General features: G+C 38.2%; 25 protein-coding genes and 1 riboswitch. Of the genes, 14 read left to right on the top strand and 11 right to left on the bottom strand.

All coding sequences use genetic code 11. The annotated features are described in order from the left end of the window. Positions 1 to 236 precede the first annotated feature (236 nt). The 7 genes from AAC026_RS10325 (at position 237) to AAC026_RS10295 (ending at position 8,972) form a co-directional block, all read left to right on the top strand. Positions 237 to 3,299, top strand: coding sequence for a type I restriction endonuclease (locus AAC026_RS10325; protein ID WP_339697606.1), 3,063 nt, complete (start codon positions 237 to 239; stop codon positions 3,297 to 3,299). Continuing rightward, positions 3,296 to 4,924: a class I SAM-dependent DNA methyltransferase gene (locus AAC026_RS10320; protein ID WP_339697604.1), complete on the top strand. Its 1,629-nt coding sequence runs from the start codon at positions 3,296 to 3,298 to the stop codon at positions 4,922 to 4,924. Before AAC026_RS10325 ends, AAC026_RS10320 begins: the two co-directional genes overlap by 4 nt. Further along, positions 4,914 to 6,293: a restriction endonuclease subunit S gene (locus AAC026_RS10315; RefSeq protein WP_339697602.1), complete on the top strand. Its 1,380-nt coding sequence runs from the start codon at positions 4,914 to 4,916 to the stop codon at positions 6,291 to 6,293. The genes AAC026_RS10320 and AAC026_RS10315 overlap by 11 nt, the downstream gene beginning before the upstream one ends. 11 nt (positions 6,294 to 6,304) lie before the next feature. Then, positions 6,305 to 6,997: a hypothetical protein gene (locus AAC026_RS10310; RefSeq protein ID WP_339697600.1), complete on the top strand. Its 693-nt coding sequence runs from the start codon at positions 6,305 to 6,307 to the stop codon at positions 6,995 to 6,997. A 6-nt stretch (positions 6,998 to 7,003) separates the two neighbouring features. Continuing rightward, positions 7,004 to 7,528: a hypothetical protein gene (locus tag AAC026_RS10305; RefSeq protein WP_339697598.1), complete on the top strand. Its 525-nt coding sequence runs from the start codon at positions 7,004 to 7,006 to the stop codon at positions 7,526 to 7,528. A gap of 81 nt (positions 7,529 to 7,609) precedes the next feature. Next, entirely contained in the window at positions 7,610 to 7,969 is a 360-nt protein-coding gene (locus AAC026_RS10300) for a hypothetical protein (protein ID WP_339697596.1), read from the top strand. A 4-nt stretch (positions 7,970 to 7,973) separates the two neighbouring features. Further along, positions 7,974 to 8,972 (top strand): type II toxin-antitoxin system antitoxin SocA domain-containing protein, encoded by a 999-nt coding sequence (locus AAC026_RS10295; RefSeq protein WP_339697594.1) that lies wholly within the window; start codon positions 7,974 to 7,976, stop codon positions 8,970 to 8,972. 141 nt (positions 8,973 to 9,113) lie between these two features. On the opposite strand, the gene AAC026_RS10290 is transcribed toward AAC026_RS10295, so the two are convergent. Both AAC026_RS10290 and pnuC read right to left on the bottom strand, forming a co-directional pair. Beyond that, positions 9,114 to 10,100: a hypothetical protein gene (locus tag AAC026_RS10290; protein ID WP_339697592.1), complete on the bottom strand. Its 987-nt coding sequence runs from the start codon at positions 10,098 to 10,100 to the stop codon at positions 9,114 to 9,116. Beyond that, complete coding sequence (gene pnuC / locus AAC026_RS10285; RefSeq protein WP_339697590.1) at positions 10,087 to 10,692, bottom strand: nicotinamide riboside transporter PnuC; 606 nt, start codon at positions 10,690 to 10,692, stop codon at positions 10,087 to 10,089. Before pnuC ends, AAC026_RS10290 begins: the two co-directional genes overlap by 14 nt. A gap of 47 nt (positions 10,693 to 10,739) precedes the next feature. After that, a riboswitch (TPP riboswitch) is annotated at positions 10,740 to 10,848 on the bottom strand. Between the two features lie 440 nt (positions 10,849 to 11,288). Here pnuC and AAC026_RS10280 point away from each other — a divergent pair. Beyond that, positions 11,289 to 12,341, top strand: coding sequence for a hypothetical protein (locus AAC026_RS10280; protein ID WP_339697588.1), 1,053 nt, complete (start codon positions 11,289 to 11,291; stop codon positions 12,339 to 12,341). 30 nt (positions 12,342 to 12,371) lie between these two features. Then, positions 12,372 to 12,755 carry a hypothetical protein gene (locus AAC026_RS10275; RefSeq protein ID WP_339697586.1) on the top strand — a complete coding sequence of 128 codons (384 nt, stop codon included), beginning with the start codon at positions 12,372 to 12,374 and terminating at the stop codon, positions 12,753 to 12,755. A 3-nt stretch (positions 12,756 to 12,758) separates the two neighbouring features. Here the strand turns inward: AAC026_RS10275 and AAC026_RS10270 are convergent, their stop codons facing one another. The 3 genes from AAC026_RS10270 to AAC026_RS10260 form a co-directional block, all read right to left on the bottom strand. After that, positions 12,759 to 14,054, bottom strand: a complete 1,296-nt coding sequence (locus tag AAC026_RS10270) for a type II toxin-antitoxin system HipA family toxin (RefSeq protein ID WP_339697584.1) — start codon at positions 14,052 to 14,054, stop codon at positions 12,759 to 12,761. Positions 14,055 to 14,056: 2 nt separating this feature from the next. Further along, on the bottom strand, positions 14,057 to 14,365 hold the full coding sequence (locus tag AAC026_RS10265; protein ID WP_339609274.1) for a helix-turn-helix domain-containing protein: 309 nt from the start codon (positions 14,363 to 14,365) through the stop codon (positions 14,057 to 14,059). Positions 14,366 to 14,898: 533 nt separating this feature from the next. Next, on the bottom strand, positions 14,899 to 15,801 hold the full coding sequence (locus tag AAC026_RS10260; RefSeq protein WP_339697582.1) for a hypothetical protein: 903 nt from the start codon (positions 15,799 to 15,801) through the stop codon (positions 14,899 to 14,901). A 375-nt stretch (positions 15,802 to 16,176) separates the two neighbouring features. On the opposite strand from AAC026_RS10260, the gene AAC026_RS10255 reads away from it, so the two are divergent. Further along, positions 16,177 to 16,893: a DUF4397 domain-containing protein gene (locus AAC026_RS10255; RefSeq protein ID WP_339697580.1), complete on the top strand. Its 717-nt coding sequence runs from the start codon at positions 16,177 to 16,179 to the stop codon at positions 16,891 to 16,893. A gap of 73 nt (positions 16,894 to 16,966) precedes the next feature. Here AAC026_RS10255 and AAC026_RS10250 read toward each other — a convergent pair whose 3' ends face one another. From AAC026_RS10250 to AAC026_RS10230, 5 genes are all read right to left on the bottom strand, one after another. Beyond that, a complete protein-coding gene (locus AAC026_RS10250; RefSeq protein ID WP_339609268.1) occupies positions 16,967 to 17,287 on the bottom strand; it encodes a hypothetical protein in 321 nt (106 codons plus the stop codon). An 80-nt stretch (positions 17,288 to 17,367) separates the two neighbouring features. Beyond that, the gene (locus tag AAC026_RS10245) at positions 17,368 to 18,417 is read right to left on the bottom strand and encodes a hypothetical protein (protein ID WP_339697578.1); all 1,050 of its coding nucleotides are present in this window, start codon (positions 18,415 to 18,417) and stop codon (positions 17,368 to 17,370) included. A gap of 138 nt (positions 18,418 to 18,555) precedes the next feature. Further along, on the bottom strand, positions 18,556 to 19,872 hold the full coding sequence (locus AAC026_RS10240) for a hypothetical protein (protein WP_339697576.1): 1,317 nt from the start codon (positions 19,870 to 19,872) through the stop codon (positions 18,556 to 18,558). Between the two features lie 202 nt (positions 19,873 to 20,074). Further along, positions 20,075 to 20,998, bottom strand: coding sequence for an SRPBCC family protein (locus AAC026_RS10235; RefSeq protein WP_339697574.1), 924 nt, complete (start codon positions 20,996 to 20,998; stop codon positions 20,075 to 20,077). A gap of 87 nt (positions 20,999 to 21,085) precedes the next feature. Continuing rightward, a complete protein-coding gene (locus AAC026_RS10230; RefSeq protein WP_339697572.1) occupies positions 21,086 to 21,481 on the bottom strand; it encodes a hypothetical protein in 396 nt (131 codons plus the stop codon). Positions 21,482 to 21,689: 208 nt separating this feature from the next. Between AAC026_RS10230 and AAC026_RS10225 the strand changes: the two genes are divergently transcribed. The 3 genes from AAC026_RS10225 to AAC026_RS10215 are packed head-to-tail and all read left to right on the top strand — an operon-like array spanning position 21,690 to position 23,666. Further along, on the top strand, positions 21,690 to 22,436 hold the full coding sequence (locus tag AAC026_RS10225) for a YHYH protein (protein WP_339697570.1): 747 nt from the start codon (positions 21,690 to 21,692) through the stop codon (positions 22,434 to 22,436). Between the two features lie 5 nt (positions 22,437 to 22,441). Continuing rightward, on the top strand, positions 22,442 to 23,038 hold the full coding sequence (locus AAC026_RS10220) for a toxin-antitoxin system YwqK family antitoxin (RefSeq protein WP_339697569.1): 597 nt from the start codon (positions 22,442 to 22,444) through the stop codon (positions 23,036 to 23,038). Further along, positions 23,004 to 23,666, top strand: a complete 663-nt coding sequence (locus AAC026_RS10215) for an SCO family protein (RefSeq protein WP_339697567.1) — start codon at positions 23,004 to 23,006, stop codon at positions 23,664 to 23,666. Before AAC026_RS10220 ends, AAC026_RS10215 begins: the two co-directional genes overlap by 35 nt. On the opposite strand, the gene AAC026_RS10210 is transcribed toward AAC026_RS10215, so the two are convergent. Beyond that, positions 23,641 to 24,099, bottom strand: coding sequence for a hypothetical protein (locus tag AAC026_RS10210; RefSeq protein ID WP_339697565.1), 459 nt, complete (start codon positions 24,097 to 24,099; stop codon positions 23,641 to 23,643). The genes AAC026_RS10215 and AAC026_RS10210 overlap by 26 nt on opposite strands. 377 nt (positions 24,100 to 24,476) lie before the next feature. Between AAC026_RS10210 and AAC026_RS10205 the strand changes: the two genes are divergently transcribed. Continuing rightward, positions 24,477 to 25,058: a TIGR00730 family Rossman fold protein gene (locus tag AAC026_RS10205; RefSeq protein ID WP_339609528.1), complete on the top strand. Its 582-nt coding sequence runs from the start codon at positions 24,477 to 24,479 to the stop codon at positions 25,056 to 25,058. Positions 25,059 to 25,109: the final 51 nt, after the last annotated feature.

The following is a 25,109-nucleotide window of genomic DNA, read 5'->3' as shown; positions in this document are numbered from 1 at the left end:
ACAACAAAGGCAGGCTTTGGGTAGAACACTCTGAGTAATCCCGAAATCCAACTAATCTGCGATACAGACGGAATGAACTGCGGTGCCGACCGTTTAACGCTCCATTTCAAAAACCACTCAACAGCGCTAAAGCATTCTTATATAATTCACATACTTCAATAAGCCAATTATAAATACATTCACTTATATTGTTGAAGAAACTACCAAAATATTATTTTTTGATATAGGTGCTCTTGATGAAATTCAACGAAGACAGCAGAGTAAAAATACCAGCCATTCTCCATTTGATGAGATTAGGCTATAATTACTTATCCCTAAAAACTAACAGTTGGGATCATGCAACCAATATTTTTAAAAGTATTTTTGATGAAAGCATCAGCCGAATTAACGCTAATAATTCAGAACTAGACCTTGAGGGCTTATATAATCAAATAGCACTAGACCTTGAAAACGAAGACTTAGGGAAAGCCTTTTATGAAAGACTGATTGACCGTTCTGGGGTTAGGCTCATTGATTTTGATAATTTCGAGAACAACAGCCTTCATGTAGTAACCGAATTACCTTACGAGAAAGATGACGACAGTTTTAGACCCGACATCATCATACTGATCAATGGTATGCCGCTTTCATTTATTGAGGTGAAAAAGCCCAATAACCTTGACGGCATACAAGCAGAGCACAAACGAATGAAGACGCGCTTTCAGAATAAAAAATTTCGAAAGTTTGTCAACCTTACGCAGTTCATGGTCTTTTCCAATAACATGGAATATGACGATGAAAATCCTATTCCAATTGAAGGAGCATTTTATGCCAGCCCTTCCTATCAAGAGTCAGTGTTCAATTACTTTCGTGAAGATGAAGGATATAAAGTAACTCCTGACTTCCGAGAGCTAAGTAATGAGCAAGAGCTTTTCATCTTAAAAGACAATAACCTCTTAAGCATAAAGGATTCATCTGAATTTGCGCTGAACAAGGATACTAATACGCCTACCAACAGAATCATTAGCTCTTTATACTCCAAAGAGCGACTTGCTTTTATTCTTGAATTCGCTTTGGCTTATGTGAAAGAGTCAACAGGAATTCAAAAGCATATTATGCGTTATCCGCAGCTATTTGCGACTCAAGCAATTGAGCGCACGCTCGAAAATGGTGGTAAGAAAGGCATTATTTGGCACACACAAGGAAGCGGAAAAACAGCACTCACTTTCTACAATGTTAAATATCTAAAGCATTATTTCGGCAAGAGAAACATTATTCCAAAATTCTACTTCATTGTGGATAGAATTGACCTCTTAATTCAGGCAGGCCGAGAATTTAAAAGCAGAGGATTAATTGTTCATACAATTGACTCAAAAGAAGAGTTTGTTCAAGACATTAAGGCAAACATTGCCTTACACAATGACACCGGCAGAGCAGAAATTACCGTTGTAAACATTCAAAAGTTCAAAGATGACCCATCGGTAGTCTCCAATAAAGATTATCAACTGAATGTACAACGGGTTTACTTTTTGGATGAAGTACACAGAAGTTATAACCCTAAAGGCAGCTTTTTAGCAAACCTTAATCAATCAGATGCAAATGCCATTAAAATTGGGCTTACTGGTACGCCACTTTTGGGTGACGATTACAACTCTCGCTCGCTCTTCGGGGGCTACATTCATAAATACTACTACAACTCCTCTATCGCTGATGGCTACACCTTAAGATTGATTAGGGAAGAGATTGAGACTTCTTATCAATTGGCTTTACAAAAGGCATTGGAAGACATTAAAATTTTGGAAGGTGAAGGTAAACGCAAGTTCGTTTATGCACACCCGAAGTTTGTGGAGCCAATGCTTGATTACATCATTGAAGACTTTCAAAATTCTAGGCTTCGCTTTGATGAGAATTCCATTGGAGGAATGGTGATTTGCGACTCTTCAGATCAAGCCAAGGAGCTTTTCAGAATTTTTCAGGAAAAGTATGAAGTCACGGAACAGTTAAACCTAGCTGCTGATGACCCTGAAAGCTATGGCAAGAAAAAAGCCCACGAGCGAAAAGTAAAAACCGCTGCGCTTATACTTCACGATGTGGGTACTAAAGACGATAGAAAAGCGAGAGTTGAAGAGTTCAAAGAAGGTAAAATTGATTTTCTGTTCGTTTACAATATGCTTTTGACTGGCTTCGATGCCAAGCGACTAAAAAAGCTTTACATCTGCCGAGTAATTAAATCGCACAACCTTTTGCAAGCCCTCACCCGGGTAAATAGAACCTACAAAGACTTCCGCTATGGCTATGTGGTAGACTTTGCCGATATTCAAAAAGAGTTCGACAAGACCAATAGAGATTACTTTAATGAACTACAGAGCGAACTGGGCGATGAAATTGAGCATTACAGTAACCTGTTTAAATCGAAGGAAGAGATTGAGTCTGACATAGAAGAGATCAAGGACACGCTCTTTTATTTTGACACCAACAATGCAGAGGCTTTCTCAAGGCAAATCAACCAGATCAACGATCGGCAGGAAATGCTGAATATTGCCAAAGCATTGAATACGGCCAAGAGTCTCTATAACCTCATTCGCCTCACAGGCAATTATGAGCTTTTGGGAAAGCTCGACTTTAAACTGTTGCACAAGCTTGCTACAGAGGCCAACAATCGACTACAGTTGATTAACCTGAAGCAGAACCTAGATGCTAACGAGGAAACCACCAACCTGCTGAATGTAGCCTTAGAAGATGTAATCTTCGCCTTTACTAAAATTAAGGAGGAAGAAATGGTTTTGGCGGATAAGTTGAAAAACACATTACAGCGCACACGTGAAATGTTGGGTGGCAACTTCGACCCAAAAGACCCTAACTTTATCAGCTTGAAAGAGGAATTGGAACGACTCTTTAAAAAGAAAAACCTGAGCGAGGTAACCAAGGAAGAAATGGAACAAAACATTAAAGCCTTGAATGCCATTTATGACTCCGCCAAAGAAATGGAGCGTAAGAACCAGCTTTTACGGGCCAAATATGCCAATGACGCTAAATACGCGCGCATTCATAAACGGCTTATGGAAAAAGACCCTTTAACTGATAAGGAAGCAAAACTTTTAGAGGTTTTGCAAAGCATAAAATCAGAGGTTGACAATCACATTATGCAAAACGCCAATATTTTAAGCAACGAAAGCTTTGCAGAGAGAATGATGGCGCGTATTGTTGTCAATCAAATCAGAAATAAGTTTAATATGGAGATCAATGCAGAACAATCAAAACGCATTTATCACATGATCGCCAAAGAATACCTCAATGAGTTTAACGGAAGAGCAGCATGACAGAAACTATCGCTTTTGAAAGCAAGACAAAGGCATTAATAGATAATTTAAAAAGCGTTTGCGCCAATTATGGCTTGGGCAACGATGGCAATGAATTCAAAATCATTACACAGACTTTCTTATATAAATTCTTAAACGACAAGTTCATTTATGAGGTAAAACAGCTCGATAATTCCATTGCCGATGCGAAAGACTGGGAAGAAGCCATTCGCAATTATGATGCAGACGAATATGAGTTGTTGATGCTACAGCTGAGCGAAAGCACAGCCCAGATAAAGCCAGATCAATTTATCTCTTCCCTATTTGCTAGGCAGAATGAGCCCAACTTTGCAGATTTATTTGATAATACCCTCATAGAAATTGCCAGAGAGAACAGCGATATATTTTCGGTAATTACAGAAGGCGGACAAAAGATTGTGCTCTTTGAAAACATCAGCAAATATGTAACCGATAAGCGTGACGATTTTTGCCGCGCCATCATCAACAAACTGGTAGGCTTTAGTTTTGAGCGCATCTTCAATGAGAAGTTCGATTTCTTCGCTACCATTTTTGAATACCTGATTAAAGACTATAATACCAACAGTGGCGGTAAGTATGCAGAGTACTTTACACCCCATGCCGTTTCTAAAATTATGGCGCGCTGCCTTGTACAAGGCGAAGTGAGTAACGCGACTTGTTACGACCCTTCCGCAGGATCGGGAACGCTGCTCATGAATTTGGCCCACCAGATTGGCGAAGACAAATGCACCATTTACTCTCAAGATATTTCGCAGAAATCTTCTAACCTGCTCAGGTTGAACTTAATTTTGAATAATCTAGTGCATTCCATCCCCAATATTGTGAAGGGCAATACCATTTCCGACCCTTTCCATAAAGAGAGTAATGGCAAACTAAAGCAGTTCGACTATATCGTTTCCAACCCGCCTTTTAAACTAGATTTTTCTGACTACAGAGATGACCTGGACAGCAAGGCCAACCATGAGCGTTACTTTGCAGGCATACCCAATGTGCCCAAGAAGAAGAAGGAATCAATGGCCATTTATCTGCTCTTTTTGCAGCACATTATGTTCTCGCTCAATGATAAAGGCAAGGCAGCCATTGTAGTGCCCACGGGCTTTATTACTGCCCAAACAGGTATTGAAAAAAAAATCAGGGAGAAAATGGTGAAGAACAAATGGTTGGCCGGAGTGGTAAGTATGCCAGGAAATATTTTCGCTGCTACCACTACCAATGTGTCAATCCTTTTTATTGATAAAGATAACAAGGAAGAGATAATACTAGTAGATGCCTCCAACCTAGGCACCAAAGTTAAGGTGGATGATAAAAACCAGAAAACCTTGCTTTCTTCCGAGGAAGAAGACAAAATCATTAACACTTTTAACAATAGAATAGCAATCGAGGATTTCTCTGTTGTAGTAAGTTATGATGAGATAGAAGCCAAGAACCATAGCCTTAGCGCTGGTCAATATTTTGAGGTGAAAATTAAATATGAAGACATATCACCGGAAGAGTTTAATGTTAGGCTTGATTCTGCGAAGAAAGAATTGAATAAACTATTCGAAAAATCTAAGGAACTTGATTCTGAAATCTTAAATAACATTACTACTCTTTCCTATGATTTATAGATCTGTTCCAATTAGTGAATTAGGGGACGTTGTGACTGGGAAAACTCCAAGTACTAGTAATGAAAATTACTATGGTAGTGATTATATGTTTCTAGGACCTAAAGATCTTCATAAACACTTTAAGATTACTGAATCAGAAAAAATGATTACTGAATCAGGTCTAAAATCTATTAAAGGAAGCATGTTAAATGGATTGAGCATTTTAGTCGGTTGTATAGGTTGGGATATGGGCAACGTTGGACTGGTTGAAGCCAACTGCGCAACAAATCAACAGATTAATTCTATTACAAATTTCAAGAAGGGAGTAAACCCATTCTACGTTTACTATTGGCTAAAGGGAAAGAAGGAGCTACTCTTTCAAAAAGCTAACGTCACACGAACTCCGATTTTAAACAAGACGGAGTTCTCCAAAATAAAGATAAACTTACCAGAGCTTTCTTATCAGAATAAGGTGGCCAATGTTCTATTAAAAATAGACTCCAAAATCGAGCTGAATAATAAAATCAATGCGGAGTTAGAGGCCATGGCCAAACTGATTTATGACTATTGGTTTGTGCAGTTTGATTTCCCTATCTCCCCTGCTACCGCAGCTTCGATAGGCAAACCCGAGTTAGCAGGTAAACCTTATAAATCTTCTGGTGGGCCAATGGTTTATAATCAAGAATTAAAGAGGGAGATTCCTGAGGGTTGGGAGGTCGACACAATATCTTCTTGGTTTGATCATGATAAAAATGGGGATTGGGGAAAGGAATCTGCTGAAGGAAACTATCAAACTAAAGTTGCATGTGTTAGAGGTGCAGATTTAAATGGATTGAATGGTACAGGTGACCTTAAATGCCCAACACGCTATATTTTGGAAAAAAATGAGCACAAAATTTTAAGTGAAGGAGATATTGTGGTTGAAATTTCAGGAGGAAGCCCAACTCAATCAACTGGCCGAATGGCGTTTATTACGAAAGAGACATTAGAGCGCTTCGAAACGCCTTTAATTTGCTCCAACTTCTGTAAGGCAGCTACGCTAAAATCAAATGAAGATCTCTTTTTCTTCGCCTATACTTGGCGTAGAATTTACGATAACGGAATTCTTTTTGGATGGGAAGGTAAAACAAGTGGCATTAAAAACCTGCTTTTCGATTCATTCGTTACGAACCATACTATCGAAAAGCCTAATAGCGAACTAATTATAAGTTTTCAAGAGTTTGCAGAACCTATGCAAGCGCAAATTCAAAAGAACCTAAAACAAAACCAAGAACTCAGCTCATTGCGCGATTGGTTATTGCCCATGCTAATGAATGGTCAGGTAACTATAAAAGAGGCTGAGGAGCAGTTTAGTATGGCTGCGGAGGCGGAGGTGGGATATGGTAAATAATTAAGTTAGACATGAAGAGATCGAACATCATTATACTCATACTTACATCAACCACTGCGGCTTTCATATTTCTTTGGCTGAAATCTCCAGAACAAAATTGGGAACCTTGGGCAACTTTGCTAAATGCAGTTGCTGTTCCTTTGGTTTACATGTTTAAAGGCAGTTTAGATGGAATTGAAAAACCAATAGAAAAAGCCAATCTAAACCTTGAATTAAAATCGGCTCAAATCAAATATTCTGAATCACGAGCTGATTACATGGCTCAGATAAACATCTGGATTGTCTCTCATAACCATAGTTCAACTATCCATTCTATATACTTGAAAAAGAATGGAAGTTTCTTTAGTGGTAATGATATAGATCCATACTCAAAGAAAGGTCAAAAAGTTAATGTGGTATATCCCGAATTAACTGACCAATTGACAGTCGATCTTGGGACTTTCATCAAAAAGGAAAAAGATAGAGAAAGATTTAATGCTTCTGCTCTCGAAATCAGTCAAGACAAGGTATTCAAGTTCAGTTTACTACTACTTATCACTGCTGAAAGATATATGGATGGTTTTGAAGAGTTTCATCCTAATGACTGGAAGCTTGTTTTTGAGTATAACCTAAATAAACAATTAGAACTCCCTTTGACTTTCGATATTCACGATTCGAATCCCAAAAGAGCCATTAAATGGGAACCTGAGGGCTTCTCTAAATAATTAGTTATGAACATACACGAATTAAAGAATGAGCTAATAGCGGATATTCTCAATATTAAGGACAAGGATTTACTTTTAAATCTCCAACATCAAATCAAGAAAAAAACGTCACACAAGAGGCTTGTTCAAGTCAGCCTTTCTGAGATACTTCAATATGATGTAAAAGACACAAATCCAGAAAAGGTATCATTGGGTAAGCACCAGTGTGAGGTCAAATCATGGAAAGATCTTTATACTACTGTTATCATTTGGGTTTTAGATGATAGAAATATCGCAGAGCTAAAAGCACCAATTCATGATCATTATGGACGTACTAAGTATGCTGTAAGCAATAGTCCTACCCATGCAGAGGGTAAGCATTTTACCTCTCAGGTACAACATGGCAAACTTTATATCGAAGGACATGGAAATACAGAACACCATCTTAAAACGTTGGTTTCTATTTTTCAACTTTTTGGAATTGCCTCAGATGATTTGTCTATTAGTTTTTGGATGAATGAAAGTGACTATGTAGTTAGTGTTACGATTTAAACACAGCACTGTATAGTTTAAGATTGATCATTTAAAATAAATTAACACAACTATATAGTTTGATTATAAAAACAATTAACTTTGCAATCCGTTACACAAAGAGAAGATGTTGAAGCTTTCCTCAAAAGCTTTAAAGAGAAGAAACAGATTTGGGGAATCTTGTTTTTAGATAGCAGGGCGAAAAACTTCAATACCTTATTAGCCCTGGATATACGACCTGTCGATAGAGAGCAGGTTTTAGATACACTTACTGTTAAAGATTACAGTCAAGGTCCTTTAGATGAAGATTGGCATGGTGGCAAAGAAATGTGGGTTTTCGGTACAAAAATGAAAGACACAGAAATCTATATTAAAATTACATTGGGTGCACTTGGCACTCAAACCATCTGCATTTCATTCCACACTGCCGAACACCCTATGCAATACCCTTTCAAAGATTAGCACTATGAAAAGCCCTATCACCGGAAAAGAGATGAAACTTTCTAACGAATGGAGAACTGTTCCGTTTCGCAAGGAGGAGTTTGAAATCAAATTTCAGTTTTACCTATGTGAAGATAGTGGGGAGCAATTCACCACCACAGCATTAGATGAGTTAAACATGCGGATGGTGTATAACCAATACCGCGTAAAACATCATATCCCCCAGCCTGATGAGATTAAAGAAATAAGAGATCAATATGATTTGTCCGCAGTACGAATGGGCGAAATATTAGGCTTTGGGCCCAACACCTATGGCCTCTACGAAAAAGGAGATTTACCGAGCTTACCCAATGCCAATTTGCTAAAAATGGCAAGTGATCCTGCTAAGTTTATGGATTTAGCCAAAGATTGGAATACAAAGTTTGTTAAAGCAAAAGAAACACTTATAAAGAAAATAGAAAGACTAACTGAAGAGCAAGAAGACGGCTTTATCAACTTTGACAACTACTTAATGGGCGGCTCAGAAGCAGATGAATTTACTGGTTATAAAAAACCCAGCCTCGAGAAACTCACAGAAATGGTGGTCTATTTTGCTCACAAGACACCGAGCTATAAAACCAAAATGAATAAGCTTTTATTTTATGGTGATTTTTGCTCCTTCAAGGAGACTGGAATGTCAATAAGCGGTTCGAAATATAGAGCAATATCCTATGGCCCGGTACACAATAAATTTGAGACCCTCTTTGAACATCTTGCAGAGAGGGACGCACTAGACAAATATTATGATGAATTGCCAGACGGAGGACAAATTGCTTTCCTAACAGCCAGAACTGATAGACCCTTTAAAAAGGAATTGTTTTCTGAAAAAGAACTGGAAATATTAGAACGAGTAGCAGATAAGTTTCAAGAGTTTAATACTAAACAGATTGTAATTGAAAGTCACAAAGAACTTGGCTGGCTTGATAACCAAGATTCTAGATCTTTAATCAGCTACCATTACGCCATAGACCTAAAAGGGGTTTAATAATAACAGGTAAAATAGCCTCTTGTAATAAACCAATCAAAATCATTCTCGGTCAGCCTCAAAACACACAACAAAGACGGGCTTAGTATCCAAATCAGCGCAATCCCTAAATCCATTCAATCTGTGATACCCACAAAAAAATCACCTCGTAAATATATGGTGCTGGGTAGCAGTAAAGTAATCTCGGAAGATCTGGTTGAGTACCGCATCCTCTCTGCTTGCATTCACCCCTAAATAGGGATGTAAACCAATAATGACTGCGGATAAGCCTTTAACTGAAGCTGAAGCGGCTTGGTGCACTTCCTGAATAAAGGATTCTGCAAACTCTGCATCATTCTCCGTCTTACTTTCCACCTGATTGGCGATTTCATAAAGCTGATCATTTGCAGAACTGGTCACTGATTTTAACTCCGCTAACCGAGATTCATCTTTTACTTGTGCCTCCTCTAAAAAATGCTCTGCCATACCAATGTAGTTTACCCAAAGGGTGAGGTCGGCAAATACTGAAAAGTGCGTTTTAAAAATGGGTTGCGGAAGATGAAACTGATTATAAACAAAGCCGTATTCTTCTCTGACTAATACATCCTTCACTTCGAAAGAATGCGTAGCTGAAGCTTTTAGCCCCATGGTGTTCCAGTCATTGATAATGCGCACTTCACTTGCTGGTATTACAAAGGAGAGAAATTTAGGCGAACCATCTTCATTCTTCTGCTCAACGCCATTTTCTACAATTTTAGCATTTAAGGTAAAGTGCGTTAAATACGGAGCGCCAGTTGCATATCGCCAGGTACCGTTCAGTCGGTAGCTGCTCCCCTCCTTTTCTGCAGTACCAAACATGCCTCCACTTCCGCCAAAAATTGCAGGCTGAGCAAAGAACTCTTTTGCTACTTCGGGTTGAAGGTTTCCAATAAAGAAATTTGCTCCGCTGCAAAGTGTAACGGTCCAACCTAAACTACCATCAGTTCTGGCCAATGATTGAAGTTGCTTTAGTCCTTCGGTTAAAGACATTTCTCTTCCCCCAAATGCCTTCGGCACCCAAATATTCCATAGGTTTTCTTTGGCAATCCAGTCAAGCACTTCTTGTCTGAAAACAGGTGCATCGCTACACCATTCTTTAAGCTGTTGCATATGCATTCCCATTTTCTTCATTCATTAGTTTGCGCCATTTCAAATAACCCGATGTACCCATGATAAACAGAAACACCGACATACCTGCATAGATATAGAGGTCTTTATAAATCAAAAGGGGAATTGAAATAATGTTGCTGATATTCAAATAAATCCAGTTTTCAATCTTGCGTTTGGCCATCAGCCACATACCCGCCCAAGCAAAAGCACTTACAGTTGCATCCCAAATCGGCACATCAGAATCCGTATGAAAATTCAGCCAATAACTCATGAGGGCAAAACATCCTAACACTATTAAAATTGCTTTTAAATGTTCTTGCTGAGAAGAATTACTAATTGGGGCTTCTGCTTTCTGTTTGCCATATTTCCAGTACAGCCAGCCATAAATACTCATAACCAAATAATACATATGCAGCAAAATATCGGCATACAGTGCGCTCTGGTAGAGTACCCACATACTCATTAGTATGGCTACTATCCCAAACAAATAGGTATTGATGTTATTCTGGCGAGCAAGTATCACCTGCACAATGCCAAAAAGTGTTCCTAGGCCTTCAAGCCAAGTAAGTTCTGTTAGAAATTCCTCTATCATTGTTCTTTATTTTCAATGAAATGAGGAGATGAACCGGGTTATTACAGACCGTAATAACCTTAAATCCCTACGCCAGCATTATCTGGATCAGGTGCGGAGCAAAACTCCTGGGTATCATCTCAGCCTGCCACTTAGCAAGCACCCCATTGAAGAGCAAATGTAGGGCTCCACCTCCAAGCAGAAAAGGATTCATGAGTTTTTATTAAGGGGGGCAAATCTACCAGTTCGGTTTTCACTTGGTTGGTAAATAACACACAACAACGGCAGTGTTTCGATATAAAAACCCGAGAATCCTTAACTATTCAACCTGTGATACTCACAGTTAAGCTACCTCCATCATATTCTTACCGCTTTGATTTAATCCACTAGTAAAAAAATTTACTCAAATTTTTATTCACAACCTAAGGGTTGAGAAAATTAATATTAAACAGTCACTAACTCTATCAAGTCGTGGATACTTATTCAGAACACAGTGGTTCTTGATCATAAAAACGCTATAACTAACAGATAACTTTCAATAAAATATTTATAACTTTATTCACTTAAATAATCCTTATTTCACAAATAGAGATAGACCATCATTAAGAGCAACAGCAATGAAAAGACTTATAGCAATATTAATCGCCATCATTTTTACTTTTAGTTGCTCTGATGAGGATAAGCAACCTAAAAATGTTGACCAAATCTTAATTCTGGGAAGGTCAACAGTTTCTCCAATGCACTCATACTATTGGAGAAATGATTATTTGGAAGAAGTTATTCTCAGCAATGGGTATGTTAATAATATTGTTGCCAAAAGCTACAGTTCTAATCAACTTCATTTACAACTAGTGGATAAAACCATCGAGGGAAATCCCTTTCGCTATGCGTTCTACAAAGATGGAAAGCAGACTGAGATAGAAGACTTAAAAGGAAGTATATTAACTGGCTATCGTCAAATAGATAACAAAGATTATATTTTCTCTTTTCGATTTGGCACCCCATTTCAATCTTTCTATTGGAGCGGTAATGAAATAGAATATTTAGCAACTCAAGACAATAATTACGCTACTGATTTAACTATCGATAATATTGGAAACACACATGTTATAGGAGCAAAAGGTATATTTAAAAGTGAGGGCAGTGTTTGGGAGCCAATTTATTGGATAAATATGATCCCACAGTCTCTAAATTTTGACTACCCATTAAATGGAGAGTTTGTCAGAATCGAGAACATTAATGATGAAATTCATATTATTGGAATTGCATATGATCACGATAATGAAAAGAGAATTATTTTCGATATAGTTAATGGGATAACAAATATCTTAATGGAAACTTCCTTTTCTGACGGGGCTCTTTCTCTAAATAATGTCACAGTTGAAGGAAACGACTTATATATTTGTGGTGCATTTAAGTCTTATAATGGAGACAGTTATGGGTTCTATATTAAAAATAATGAAGTTGTTAAGGTAACAAATCCATCTAGTAGTTATGTATTCTCTGACATAGCCGTTATCAATGACCAGATTCACCTAATTGGGTACTCTTACCCAAAAGGCAACGAAAATGTAATCTCCTCTTTGTATTTAATTGATGGCATCACACAAAGCAAATCGGGGATTCCGGATTTAGCTTTAAATCAAATTAAATTTCTTCCAAAACAATAAAAACTCAATTCATAGGCACTATTCACCCTTATGATCAATATCCCTATCCTCACAGTGAACGAAGATTTTGTTACCGTTTTTTCTGAAGAAGATTTTCCACAGCATGTTCGAGGCGGAATGAATTTAACTGAAAGAATTGATGCCTTAAACCTAAGAATCCGAACCAGTGAGGTCGGCTATGAAAGCGATTGGCATGTGGCAGAAGACCCTACGTTAATTGTAGTGCAAAGTGGTATTTTAAGGGTTACACTTAGGAATGGAGAACGTAAAGACTTTGGTGCTGGCAGCATGTTTATTGCGAAAGACTATCTACCAAAGCATCTTCCTTTCGACACGAAAAAGCATGGCCATTGTGCCAAAGTGGTGGGCAACAAAACTTTATTAGCTGTGCATATTAAGCTAGAACAAATCTAAATCCTATTTCAGCTTTCGGTGGGTTTTGCCAATTATTGAAATCCTATTTTTATCTACCCCAGTTTGGGCAGCATATTTTGGCCAATCCATCACGATGGAAGTCACTTGACCTATCATCTCCTGAGGTTTCTTGATGGAGTTTTCTTTAGCGAAAGCCAGTAGATCATCCATCGTAAAATTATCACGCTTTCCTCTAATCGACATTTGATGTTGACTAGTCCAGTCGCCCTGTGGGTTATACGCCCAATTGACATCATAAGCAGGAGAAAGCCTCCACTCACCCCCTTGAGGCAATAAAAAAGCAATGTTCTTGGTATGATCATCTTGATTTCTGGCGATTACGTTGAACACCATACGCAAATACTGTTGCTCAAAATCTTGATATGGCAACCTGAGTTCACGCATATCAGCAAAAGCATCTTCATAACCATATAGTCCCGGCATCATAAAATCGTAATGCGCCATGGCGCACAAAGTCTGCATGTGCAGCTTCTCTCCTTCTTCTCCCCGATCAAAACGCTGCGTCATAAAGTGTGCCCGGCCATTCTCTTCCAAAAGCCGACAAGGCATCATATCAATTCCGCAATCTTTCGCCATTAAATGATAGGCCATTTCTATGCGCCCATAACCAGCTGGGTCACCCAAACTTCCTTCATTTACCCCATCAAACTTCAGCATGTAATATTCAAAACCCTTCGGCAAAGTAAACTGCCCCGATTTAATCGCTTTCGTTTTGGGATTGAAACCAATAATTGCCTTAGGTCGCTGTCCACCAGCCGAAGTACCTACCCGAATCAGGTCAGTCATGGCCTGCTCCTCATCTACGGTCAGGTTGAGATTTACGGCTTGCCTTTCTTCGAGCACTTTATTGGTTAGCGAAAGCAAAGATTCTACTTCAATATCCTTTACCTGCGTTCCGAAAGGCGTAGTAGCGGGTTCAAACTCCAACGCGCCCATACCGCGAATACCTACATAACCTAATTTTTCAATGGGGTTGATTGAATTAACCGCTCGACCCTGAGAAGCCAGCCATGAACGGATGATTTGATTACCAAAAGCATCAGGTAGAGAATCAGAAAGTAGACCCGGTAAACCATTGTAGGTGGCTTTACCTAAATTAGGGAATGAAAAAATACGCTCTCCTCGCTTAATATCTTCCAAAGGCATGGTCAATGGAGCTAAGTCGGTAGTGCTTTCTGCGAATTCAGGAGCAAATTCAAAAGAAGCCAACTGCCTTTGTTCATTCCAAAGTACAGCCCCTACCAGTTCACCCCAAATCTTTACTCTTAACACTAACATGGTTATTTGTTTTTGGACTTACGTACCCGTTGCATAGGTTTGAGTTCACGCTCCATTACCATCATTGGGCTTTCTTCTACTTCAGGAATAAGGTAATCGAGCTGATCGAGAGACTTGAGCGCACGGAGTACTTGAATTAAAATAGAAAGTGTTACCGAACGGCCATATTCCAAATTTTGAATCGTATTAATATTTACCCCAGCATTTTGAGCAAGCTCTTTCTGAGTATACCTTTTCTGCAACCTTAACTGTTTGACCCGCCTGCCCATCTCATCGACAATGGCCTGATCTGTCATTCTTTTCCAGTTCATACACCTTAATTTATAGGTTTTAAGCTATCAAATAACCAATAAAACCTAAATACATAGGTTAAACAATCTAAACAAAGATAAGGTTCATTTTAACAAAACCTATTATAAAAGGTTTTAAACGTAAAAAACACACATAAAACCTATAAATATAGGTTTTATGTGTGTTACAACGAGAGGATTCATTCAGCAACTCAACGCATGAAAAACAGAAAACTAATAAAACTCAACAAAAGCGCCCCTGCAATTAAGTACCAGTTAAACTTCGTCAGTCTTATGTCTAATTTTTTATGTTTCGCCCAAAAGTTAAGCACTATAGCAAGTAACAGTGTAGGCATACTAAGCACTAGATTAAAAAGATAAAACCACATCCAGCTAGTAATCAATGACCAAATGGCCAATACAGCTATAACAAAAGGAATTGCTCGATGAATTTTGTTAGTAGCCTTTTCTGGTGCTCGAAAATAATAAACCAGCAACAGTAGTACTGAAAGCCCAACTAAAATCAATACCCAAGAGAGTATACCAGACATATCTTATTGATTAATAAGGTTTGTCTTCTTGATAAATGTATAGTCTGGTTCTAAAGAACCCGTAGGTTCCTTTCGCCATATTTTAGTTTTCTTAAAGCCATAAAGCTCTTCAATCACACTCCCTTCTTTATCTAACCTTTTACGATATACTTTGACCCAATTGTCTTGCTCATCATATTCATAAATACTCTCGGAGTTGGTGTATTGGTTTTCACCAACTTCCATCACTGATTTAACAACAGCATTATGCTCATCTCGAAATAATGTTTCCTTCCGCTCTCCAATTAGTTCATAGCTCTTTCTATATCCATCTTCATCAAACTCTATCGCTTCAGCACCAAGCTTTCGGTCGCCTTCGAAATGAGTAATATTAATACTACTCAGAACAGTACTGTTAAGATAGTACTTATGGTTTTCTACCCTCTTTCTTACCCCTTTTGAATCCAACACCATCAGCATCTTTGGGGTTTCTGGCGATCCCGTTACATACTGATATACCTGAGCAGTATCGGTACCTGATACTTCATAAGTAATCCACTTACCAGCCCTTCGTACATGATTGAATTTAGTGAACCGACTATTCTTCTCCCCTTCAAAACTGACATCATTGAGCATCTCACTTGGCGAGCCATCCACATTCCATGAGTAACTATGTTCAGTCTTTCTATCATCCGACACCTCAAAAGTCTTGTCTTGCAGTTGCCTCCCCGCCTCATCAAAAAGTGCATAAGTTTCTCTTATTTTCGTGATGGTTTTAGTCTCCTTGTCGTACCTATACCAGTGAATTTGGCTTTCCACCACTTGACCATTCAGAGAAAGGTCTGCTATGGATTTTGAAAATTGAGCAAAAGTAGGATTAGCAGCTATTACTAAAATTACTACTATAGAATTCAGTGTTCTTCTCATCTTATCTACTTAATAAATAGCCACTCCTTAATCGCAATGACCATTGTTTTATGATAGACAAACCTACAGTCCATACCCATGCACTTCAATACCAGCCCAAGGGCATTCACCATACCCTCTAGAGGGTATGGTGAATGCCTGCGACATAAATACTCCTGTTCTATTCCAACTTTTGGTTGTTGAATAATGTCTATAAACACTGTAGAAAAACCTACACGAGTTGATGTCTTCTTCTACAAAGGAAGTGGGCTCTAAATGTATTGACCTGCAAAAACATCAAAAGTCAGGTGGCATTAAACTTGTGGGATTTAACACTGAAATTCAGCTCAATACACCATTGAGCTCAACTTTATAAATAAACTAAAATTCAGAATTATGAAATTAAATGCAAAGCAAAGGATTCCATTGAGTTGGATGAGGAGTATGATGATGTTGGTTGCCACAGTATTTATACTTTCAAGCTGTAATATGGATGACGGGGACAGCCTTCCTGAAAACGTGGCATATGTATCGCTCTATCAAGCATCTCCAAATGCTCCAGCCATGGACATTCAAATTGACAATAGACAATTGAACATCTACCCTTTTGACTATACTGATTACACAGGGTATTTAAGATTCTTTACAGGGAGTCGTAACTTTAAATTCACTCCTGACAATGCTAACAATGTAGTTGCTGATACTACTTTAGCCCTGGGCGCTGGTAGAACTTACTCCATATTTACCGTAGGTGATTATAGTGACCTAAAGGTACTCAAGCTAGAAGACAACGCAGATGCTCCAAGCGATGGAAAGGCAATGGTGAGGTTGGTTAACTTATCTCCTGACGCGCCTACTTTAGAAGTTTCGGCCAGCGGTCAAAACGACCCATTATTTAGTGACTCAAACTTTATGGATGCTTCTGATTTTATGGAGCTTACAGCTACTGAGTATGATCTAATTGTTACTTCTCCTGATGACAATAGTATCCAACTCAATGTGCCTGACATCAAATTCCAGAATGGGTATTATTACACCATTATTCTGAGAGGCTACCATACTCCGCCAGCAGGAAACAACAATAATTTGAGTGCAGAAATTATAGTAAACTAAATTAGCGCAGCTAAATGAATATAAAACAGAAAAGCAATCCGTTTGGATTGCTTTTCTGTTTTATAGCTATTGCTTAAAGTATAATAATCAGTAGGAGAATGATAATAATTGCTCCAGAAGAGATGTAAAGACCTCCTCCTCCACTATCACGAATATCTCTTTTCATGGTGCGCACTTCTTTACGCAATTCTTTTCTTTCTTCTCTTGTCAGGCTGGACTTATCCATGTCCTTGATTTCATTCAACCTAACCACCATGGCTTGCATTTCTTCATGTGTGAGTTTTTCGGCTGAATCCGTAGTAACTGGATCATTTACTGGTGCTGCATTCATTTGGCTTGGAACAAACATTAACAGTATTATCCCAAAAGTGATATAGACAGATAACTTCTTCATTGCTTAAAATTTAATGTTTCAAGAATAACCTCAAAGTATCTTAAAATGTTTGCAATCGCAATTTTGTAACCTCCCAAGCTTTATTTTTTATTCAGTTTCGCTTCACTCTTTACCTCATAAAGCTGATTATCGGAAGTCATAAAACCAAACACCCACCCCGTAGCTTTACCCTTAAACACCATAATTAAATCACCAATCTTCATTTGTTCATAGCTATCTTCTCTTATGCTGATCAATTGATTATTCGTACGAATCATAAAACCTCTGGTATTCCCAGTTTGTCTAAACTTATCTAATACCAATTCAGAATAAACCACTTTCAGCCCAGAGTTAACTTCCTTTCTATAGGCTAGCAAATATTTTATCATTTTTCTCAACACCGCAAACCACCATATGGTAAAAGGAAAGAGCATGATTGGCAAAAACCAAAGTCCCGAAAATAAAGGGCCTATAACCACCCACCCTAAAATAACAAGTACCCAAATACGATTCTTTATAGCACGATTCCTGGCTTTCTTAAGCAGTTCAAAATCATCTTTGGTCATTTGTAGTTCTCGTTCCTTCGGTATGAAATTTTGGTTCTTGTCAACATCAGGAACAATGGCCTTGATTTTATCTTCGCTGATTTCCGCTTCGGCAATTATCTCACTATGAAAAATAGATTTAGAATACTTAGAGTAATGAATTTCTACCTCCATACCCACCGACATACGACCATATATAATTGCATCAACTGGTAACTTTTTATCATCAAAATAAAGGTAATACGTTCTCCGCGTAGTGGTCTTACTCCCATTGCTGCCTCTGCTCCCTCCGCTAGAACTGTGCGATGTGGTAATGTCTATTTGCTTGTCTGTAATCGTACCAGTAAGAATTTGCTTCTTCTTTTTAATAAAATCCAAAATGAAGCCTCTCATTATATAGCCTAATACCGCCAAAAACAAGAGGAAGAACACCCCAAACATAATTATCGGGATCATTTCATCAATATCAGAAAGCAGCTTATCCCAAAAAAAGAACTTAATGAACGCGAAAAAAATGAGCATAAAAATTAAAACCCCTATTAAGTTGGTTTTAGCTTTCTTTAGTTCTGCTGGAAGTAAGTCCACTTCCACTTCTGTATAAGCCATACGTTCTTTTTTGGGGTTCAATTTCTTGAAACTACACCCAAAACACTATACCATGCTGCGGGTATATTCTTATACCCTTAAAAGCAAAAAAGCGCATTCAGATCACTCTGAATGCGCTTTTTTTAATAGATTTTACTTTTATAAAATCACCTGACCACCAAGTACAACTCCGTGACTAAATGAGCCTCTTACACTATGTGTTTCCCCTGGCGCTAAATTTCCGCCACTCACAAAATTCAAAGGCACATAACCATCCGTTCTGAATGCTTCGAAAAATAGTTTGCAAGAACGATTGATCATACCAGCAAAACCAAGAACAAATTGATTCTGTCTTTCCCAAGAGGCTCGTTCAGGCCCAGCAATATATTTAGAAAACTCACCAGAAACTGTGTAAACCACATTGCTCTCTGGATTGAAATTATATTTTGCGCCAATGTCAAACGCAGAAACTTTAGATGCTGGAAATGCATCTAACGGAGGGTTTGGGTTGAAAGTACCTGGCCAAACTTTCAGAGTTTTAGCAAAACTACCTTGTACTACAAATTTATCGCTCACTTTTAGGTTACCATAGGCAGCATACGCTGGGTTATTATCCTGACATGGGTTGAAGTGCGTTACAGGGTAAGCATGACAGTAAGCACTGCCAAATACAAAAGATCCTCCTACATTGAGCTTGGTTTCTTCGGTCAAATTCATTGTGTAATTAACGTCCGACACAAAGTTGTTGATTTTAGAAGGTACATTAGAGCCATTTCCCACTGGAGTGGCCAAGGCACGAAATTGGCTACCGCCTTGTACAGCCATGAATTTGGCATGAAGTCCGCCTTTTCTATAGCCTACCTGCAAACCATAACCTAAACCTCCGAAGGCATGCCATGTGGTAGAATTAGAAAATGGACTAACACTTCCCACCTGTCCAAAAGGCGCATCCATTTTACCAATAGCACCATACACCGGAGACTTGTTTAAGTCGCCCAATACTAAAAATGCTTTGTAAAGTTGAATCTGATTCCTTGTTAGTGTAGTAATAGTTCCGGCACCGAAGCTTTGTTCTGGATTGTACAATAGTTCAGCATGTACCGTAATCCAATTGTTAATGGCTCCTGTAGACGAAATTTGAAATGAATGTATTACCGCCTCAGTAACGGTTTTTCCAATCTGATTAGATGAAGTTGGATGACGCATGAGGTAAGCAAACTTCGAATCTTCATTCGATCTTTGGTAATCAAATATTGAAATGAGAGAAGTGCCTATTGTTAAGCTTCTGTCCTTTAAAGCCCCTTTTTGTCTTTCTTCCAATAGAATATTTACTTTCCTTAAATTCTGGCTCGGATCGAGCATTTTGTAGGAAAATTGGGAATTGATTCCAATTGTTCCTTTAGGCTCTTCTTCAATACTATTTTGAGCAACAGCCCAATTACACAATAGCATCATTGCAAAAAATACTTTCTTCATGGTTCTTTTTGAAAATTATGTAAAAACGAAAACTAAGTGGGAGGTCTATAAATAAGGCAAGTCAGTTACCTGACTTAAAAAATCATGCAAGGTTAACGCATTCACTTAAAAAGGCCAAACCTGATAGGCATTTTTACTCCATGAAAACAAAAAAGCCAAATCAACATTTCATCGATTTGGCTTTTTTGTCACTTAAGAACGGTTACTTCACCGCAAACTTAATATCGGTAATCAATTCATTTTCTGGAACTTGACCTGGCACATTAACATATTCTTCAAAGGGATGAATACCCTTAACTATATTAATAGCTTTGGCCCTGTGCATATTATACATGGCCGACCAAGCATTGCCTAAATGTTTATAAGGTCCTGTATGGCGAAGTGTATACACCTTGGTTGCGGGTATCTCCCCTACTTTAAATTCAGAAGGTAAATCATTTGGAACTGACTTTACGGCAAGTCCAGAAGTATATTCGACTTTACCGTTTGCAAAATCCCATTTATGATAAATCGAGAACATCTTTCCAGCAATGATATCTTCCTTTCCTGAAATGAACTCACCTAATTTACCAAAATCGCGTTTCATATCTTGATCGATGTCGGTGATTGTCGAGTGGGAATGTATACCTATATATTGAATCTTTGACAACGATTGTTCTCCTACAAATTCGAGTTTAGAGTGTACCTCACCATCTTCAACATAATCTTTTAATAGGTTTAAACCTCGCTCATAATCCATACCTATAAAGCCAAGCATCATTTTCTTCATCCAAAACATAAAGAAAGGCAAGCTGCTGTCCATAAACCAAGTCAGTTTGGTTCCATCTGAAGTGGGGATTAACTCAAAACGCACTTTAGCTCTGGATTTCCAAGGTTTAAGAAAGGTTAAGTCAAGGTTTAGAGATTTGTTTTCTACTTCGCTGGTAATACGCATATTTCCAGAGCCAATCCTGTTGCCTTCCCATTCATAGTATTTAGCATCCGGAGCGACTTTCACCACGGTTTCGGGTTCTAGAATAAGCCAAGGCGACCATGCCGACCAATGATTGAAATCATTTAAGACTTTAAAAACCTTATCGGGAGATGCATTGATTTCAATGCTACGATTTAACTCAATTTTAGGCATGGGTTCAGTAGTGTTGGTTTACACTTCTGAATTTAATTAAAATGCGTGAAAAGATGGATGTATTGTTAAAGAAGAAATAAAACGAGGTTAATTAATCTCATAAGAGAAGCTTACCTCTTCAGAAACAGCCACATCTTTACGAATACACTTTGCATCAATCTCTTTATTAGCTTTTAGTGCTTCTTTTAATTCATTCAAGCGATAATACGTTTCGGAAACGTAACCTATTTTGTTGTTATTAAGCTCAATTGAAATTCGGTCAGACTCTGTATCAAGGTATAACTCCACTGATTCACCAGGTTGTAATAACATAAAATTAGGTTGCTCTAAGTTAAACTCAGTCAAACTAAAAGTACCAAAACCTGATATTAAAGCCATTTGCCTTTCTTCTTTAAGGTTTCGAACGGCAGTTGCATCTTCTTTGTGCAAATCTTTTTTTAACAACAGAGCATTCGATAAAAAACCAGCTACTTCTAAAATCATTAGTCCATATTTAGATATAAAGGCAATACGCCATTGTAATTGTATGGGTTACGTAAACGATGATACTCCATTCCAAACACAAAACTGAATGAATTAGTGTTAATCGGTTCATTCAGAAGGGTGAAAACGTGATAGAAAAAAACTTGCCCCAAGCGCAAGTTATTTCGCAAGCTGGCATCAAAGCTATTACACTAATAAACAAAGACTCATGAAATCGATGATCCTTAAATCTGGAATGGCGCTTTTCCTTCTTCTCAGTTTTAGTTGTGGCGGAGACGACTCACCTCAAGAGGAAGAAGAACTAGACCAAGAATTGCCCGCAGTTTTCGAAAACTTTACTGATAATGTAACGGTATATGTTGACGGCTCATTTGTAGTTATTGAAACAGATGATATACCAAATCACCCGAGTCCTTACTTTGCGCAATCAGATGCTAGATACGAGGCTTACAATGGTAGCAACAGTAATTTCAAAATAAATCCAAACAGTATTGTTGCGCAAAGCATAACAATACGCATTCCGTTAAACCCAACAGAAGCGAGCAACAAGCAAGCTACCCCTTTGGGAGCTATTGGAGTTTCCTTGAATGGCGTGGTTTTCTTTAATCAGTATGCAGGACCAAACCAACCACTTACCAACGAGATTGACTCTTTCGATCAATACCTTGGCCATCCGCAGCAATCTGGTGCTTATCATTATCACCAAGAGCCCGTTTATCTAACTGCTACACTTGGCAGCGATAAGCTTTTAGGTTGGCTGCTAGACGGTTTTCCAGTATATGGCCCAGTAGAAAATGGAGCAAGAGTAACCAATGCAGATGTAGATGATTATCATGGACATAGCCATGCAACAACTGAATATCCAAATGGAATTTATCACTACCACATTACAGATGCCGACCCTTACATTAACGGAAGTGGCTTTTTTGGTGTAGCAGGAACAGTCTCTAACTAGTCGAGATGAAAAAGCTTATCCTTTATATGGGGCTCTTGCTCTGTACTTATGAGGCTACCGTGACGGACTTTAAAGACAGTCCGGTAATTCCAGATATTACTATTAACACCAATAAAGCAAATCTGAAAAGAAACGGTGCGCTCATGCTTTTAGATGACAAGCCGTTTTCGGGTCACTTAGTTAGCTACTATTCTAATGGCCAATTGGAGTCGGAAAACACTTATTTCAAAGGTTTCCGTGAAGGAAAGTCCAGCCAGTTTTATAGTGACGGAAGCCTTAAAGAGGAAAGATGGTATAGTAAAAATCAGAAAACAGGCAGCCATTACGGCTGGTGGCCCAATGGAAATCTGAAATTTGAATTCCATTTTGTTGACGGACTTCATCATGGAGAGGCGAAAGAATGGCAAGCAGACGGGCAGCCCTATAAATTCTTCAACTATACTATGGGAAAGGAAGACGGATCTCAAAAAATGTGGGAGTCGGACGGCAGCATTCGGGCCAACTATGTAGTAAAAGACGGCCATCGCTATGGTCTTATTGGATTGAAAAATTGTAAATCAGTGAATAATGAAACAGGAACATTTAGCGCTTTACCTTATTAGTTTCGGTTTTTTGTTTCTTTTTGGCTGCGCGAACCAAAACAAGGAAACTAAAGAAACCCCACTCCCCTTTTACAATTCAGCAGACTTTACTCCCGAATGGGTAAATAAAGAAGATGAGCAGTTTTCGCAAATTCACACCATTGCCGACTTCAATTTTGAGAACCAAAGTGGAAATATGATTAACAATGAAAGCCTCGCTGGAAAAATATACGTGGCTGACTTCTTCTTTACCATTTGCCCTAGTATATGCCCAAAAATGACTTCGAACTTAGAGAAAATTCAAGCTGAATTTATCAATGACGAATCGGTAATGTTGGTATCTCATACAGTAATGCCTTGGGTAGATTCAGTTTCTGTTCTAAAGACTTATGCAGAAATGCATGGGATTGACAACAGCAAATGGCATTTACTTACAGGGGACATGGAGAAGATTTACCAACTAGCACGTCAGTCTTACTTTGCAGAAAAAGAAATTGGTTTGGATCGAGATTCTGACGAATTTCTTCATACTGAAAATTTTATTCTAGTGGATGGTTTGGGTAGAATTCGAGGCGTGTATAATGGCACTATTCCTCTAGAAATGAATCGTTTGATTACCGATATTAAAACATTGAAGCAGCTTGATTAAAGAGCCAAGACAAAGCCAACCCTGACCATATGATTAACACCCCTATTCTAGATTTTAGTTTCTTTCTATGGTTATACCAATGATAACCAAAGCCAATAAAGAAAAGAATCAGAAAGGGCCAGTCAATTATGTACACATCTAATGGAAGTACAGAAGCCAATGAGAATACAAAAAAGCCAAAACCACTAAGCACAAAGAATATTATCTGAGGTCTTTTCATTGAAAATGAACTCGTAGATTCAAAACTAGCTAACAGCGAAAAAAAGCCTATTGCCACTGGGGCATAAGTAGAAATTTCGTAGTAATTAACCGCAGTAGCTATTGCACTGAAGCCCAGCAAAACAATAACAAGTTTAGTGAACTGACTTCGAGACTTCTTAACATTAAGAAGTCCCAAAAAAACCGCAAAAACAACTATTAAAGATGGAATCATTTACTGAGTAAAAGTAGCAGTCGTCTGCTGATTTAGATAAAAAATACAGTTATTGAAATGTGAACTTTATGGTTTCATTAAAACTGAAAGCCAATATGTTTATGACAGATCATTCTTTGCAAACCCCTTGAAGTCAGTTCCATAATAATCAACACCCCATTTCGCTTGTCTAAATCTCTGAATAAAAACAGTGATATGATCTACCCCTTTAGGGTGGTTTTGACAAAACAACATCTATTGAGAGTCCCTTCCTTTCAACGCCCATTCAAAACTGGTTGATCACTTAAGCATTGTTCAAGTCAAATTTTCAATTACACCTACATTCTTTGAGTTACGATTTATCTTCTCCAAATTGCCTAACCATTAAACTGCCAATAATGCAAAAAATCAAAAAGGTTTGTGTCTACTGTGCCTCTAGTGAAAATATTGACTCAAAATATTTTGAAGCAACCGAAAAGCTAGCCCGCGTTCTAGCAAAGAACAACATTACAGTAGTATATGGTGGTGGCAGCAGAGGTTTAATGGGCAAGCTTGCAGATACCATTCTTTCTGAAAAAGGACGTATTGTAGGAATTATGCCTCATTTTATGAAGGAGGTAGAGTTCCATCATAAAGATGTTAATGAGTTCATCTTTACGGCCGACATGCACGAAAGAAAGAAGCAATTTATGGTGGGGGTAGATGCCTTAATTACCTTACCTGGTGGGTGCGGTACAATGGAAGAATTGTTGGAGGCTATGACCTTAAAAAGGTTAGGCATTTTTACAAAACCAATTGTAATTCTAAATGCCTTCGGTTACTATGATCACCTAATCAAAATGCTAGAGTTCTCCATTGAAGAAAACTTCATGAAACCCATGCATAACGATATATGGAATGCGTTTGAAGACCCTGAAAAAGTACTTGAAGCCATACATCAATCTAAGCCTTGGAGCAAAGACGCTCTGAAACATTCGTAATTCAAAAACACAATTCCCCCATTGAAATACAGTATTACGCTTGTTATCATA

This window comes from uncultured Roseivirga sp. (assembly GCF_963973945.1).
In the GTDB taxonomy this organism is placed as follows: domain Bacteria; phylum Bacteroidota; class Bacteroidia; order Cytophagales; family Cyclobacteriaceae; genus Roseivirga.
Note: the sequence above shows the minus strand (reverse complement) of the source record. Positions and strands in the feature narration are given on the sequence as shown.

What these genes read in the sequence shown, in the direction of transcription:
- AAC026_RS10325 (WP_339697606.1), top strand. Translation starts at nt 237, where the DNA reads ATGAAATTCAACGAAGACAGCAGAGTAAAAATACCAGCCATTCTCCAT.
- AAC026_RS10320 (WP_339697604.1), top strand. Translation starts at nt 3,296, where the DNA reads ATGACAGAAACTATCGCTTTTGAAAGCAAGACAAAGGCATTAATAGAT.
- AAC026_RS10315 (WP_339697602.1), top strand. Translation starts at nt 4,914, where the DNA reads ATGATTTATAGATCTGTTCCAATTAGTGAATTAGGGGACGTTGTGACT.
- AAC026_RS10310 (WP_339697600.1), top strand. Translation starts at nt 6,305, where the DNA reads ATGAAGAGATCGAACATCATTATACTCATACTTACATCAACCACTGCG.
- AAC026_RS10305 (WP_339697598.1), top strand. Translation starts at nt 7,004, where the DNA reads ATGAACATACACGAATTAAAGAATGAGCTAATAGCGGATATTCTCAAT.
- AAC026_RS10295 (WP_339697594.1), top strand. Translation starts at nt 7,974, where the DNA reads ATGAAAAGCCCTATCACCGGAAAAGAGATGAAACTTTCTAACGAATGG.
- AAC026_RS10290 (WP_339697592.1), bottom strand. Translation starts at nt 10,100, where the DNA reads ATGCAACAGCTTAAAGAATGGTGTAGCGATGCACCTGTTTTCAGACAA.
- pnuC (WP_339697590.1), bottom strand. Translation starts at nt 10,692, where the DNA reads ATGATAGAGGAATTTCTAACAGAACTTACTTGGCTTGAAGGCCTAGGA.
- AAC026_RS10280 (WP_339697588.1), top strand. Translation starts at nt 11,289, where the DNA reads ATGAAAAGACTTATAGCAATATTAATCGCCATCATTTTTACTTTTAGT.
- AAC026_RS10275 (WP_339697586.1), top strand. Translation starts at nt 12,372, where the DNA reads ATGATCAATATCCCTATCCTCACAGTGAACGAAGATTTTGTTACCGTT.
- AAC026_RS10270 (WP_339697584.1), bottom strand. Translation starts at nt 14,054, where the DNA reads ATGTTAGTGTTAAGAGTAAAGATTTGGGGTGAACTGGTAGGGGCTGTA.
- AAC026_RS10265 (WP_339609274.1), bottom strand. Translation starts at nt 14,365, where the DNA reads ATGAACTGGAAAAGAATGACAGATCAGGCCATTGTCGATGAGATGGGC.
- AAC026_RS10260 (WP_339697582.1), bottom strand. Translation starts at nt 15,801, where the DNA reads ATGAGAAGAACACTGAATTCTATAGTAGTAATTTTAGTAATAGCTGCT.
- AAC026_RS10255 (WP_339697580.1), top strand. Translation starts at nt 16,177, where the DNA reads ATGAAATTAAATGCAAAGCAAAGGATTCCATTGAGTTGGATGAGGAGT.
- AAC026_RS10250 (WP_339609268.1), bottom strand. Translation starts at nt 17,287, where the DNA reads ATGAAGAAGTTATCTGTCTATATCACTTTTGGGATAATACTGTTAATG.
- AAC026_RS10245 (WP_339697578.1), bottom strand. Translation starts at nt 18,417, where the DNA reads ATGGCTTATACAGAAGTGGAAGTGGACTTACTTCCAGCAGAACTAAAG.
- AAC026_RS10240 (WP_339697576.1), bottom strand. Translation starts at nt 19,872, where the DNA reads ATGAAGAAAGTATTTTTTGCAATGATGCTATTGTGTAATTGGGCTGTT.
- AAC026_RS10235 (WP_339697574.1), bottom strand. Translation starts at nt 20,998, where the DNA reads ATGCCTAAAATTGAGTTAAATCGTAGCATTGAAATCAATGCATCTCCC.
- AAC026_RS10230 (WP_339697572.1), bottom strand. Translation starts at nt 21,481, where the DNA reads ATGATTTTAGAAGTAGCTGGTTTTTTATCGAATGCTCTGTTGTTAAAA.
- AAC026_RS10225 (WP_339697570.1), top strand. Translation starts at nt 21,690, where the DNA reads ATGAAATCGATGATCCTTAAATCTGGAATGGCGCTTTTCCTTCTTCTC.
- AAC026_RS10220 (WP_339697569.1), top strand. Translation starts at nt 22,442, where the DNA reads ATGAAAAAGCTTATCCTTTATATGGGGCTCTTGCTCTGTACTTATGAG.
- AAC026_RS10215 (WP_339697567.1), top strand. Translation starts at nt 23,004, where the DNA reads ATGAAACAGGAACATTTAGCGCTTTACCTTATTAGTTTCGGTTTTTTG.
- AAC026_RS10210 (WP_339697565.1), bottom strand. Translation starts at nt 24,099, where the DNA reads ATGATTCCATCTTTAATAGTTGTTTTTGCGGTTTTTTTGGGACTTCTT.
- AAC026_RS10205 (WP_339609528.1), top strand. Translation starts at nt 24,477, where the DNA reads ATGCAAAAAATCAAAAAGGTTTGTGTCTACTGTGCCTCTAGTGAAAAT.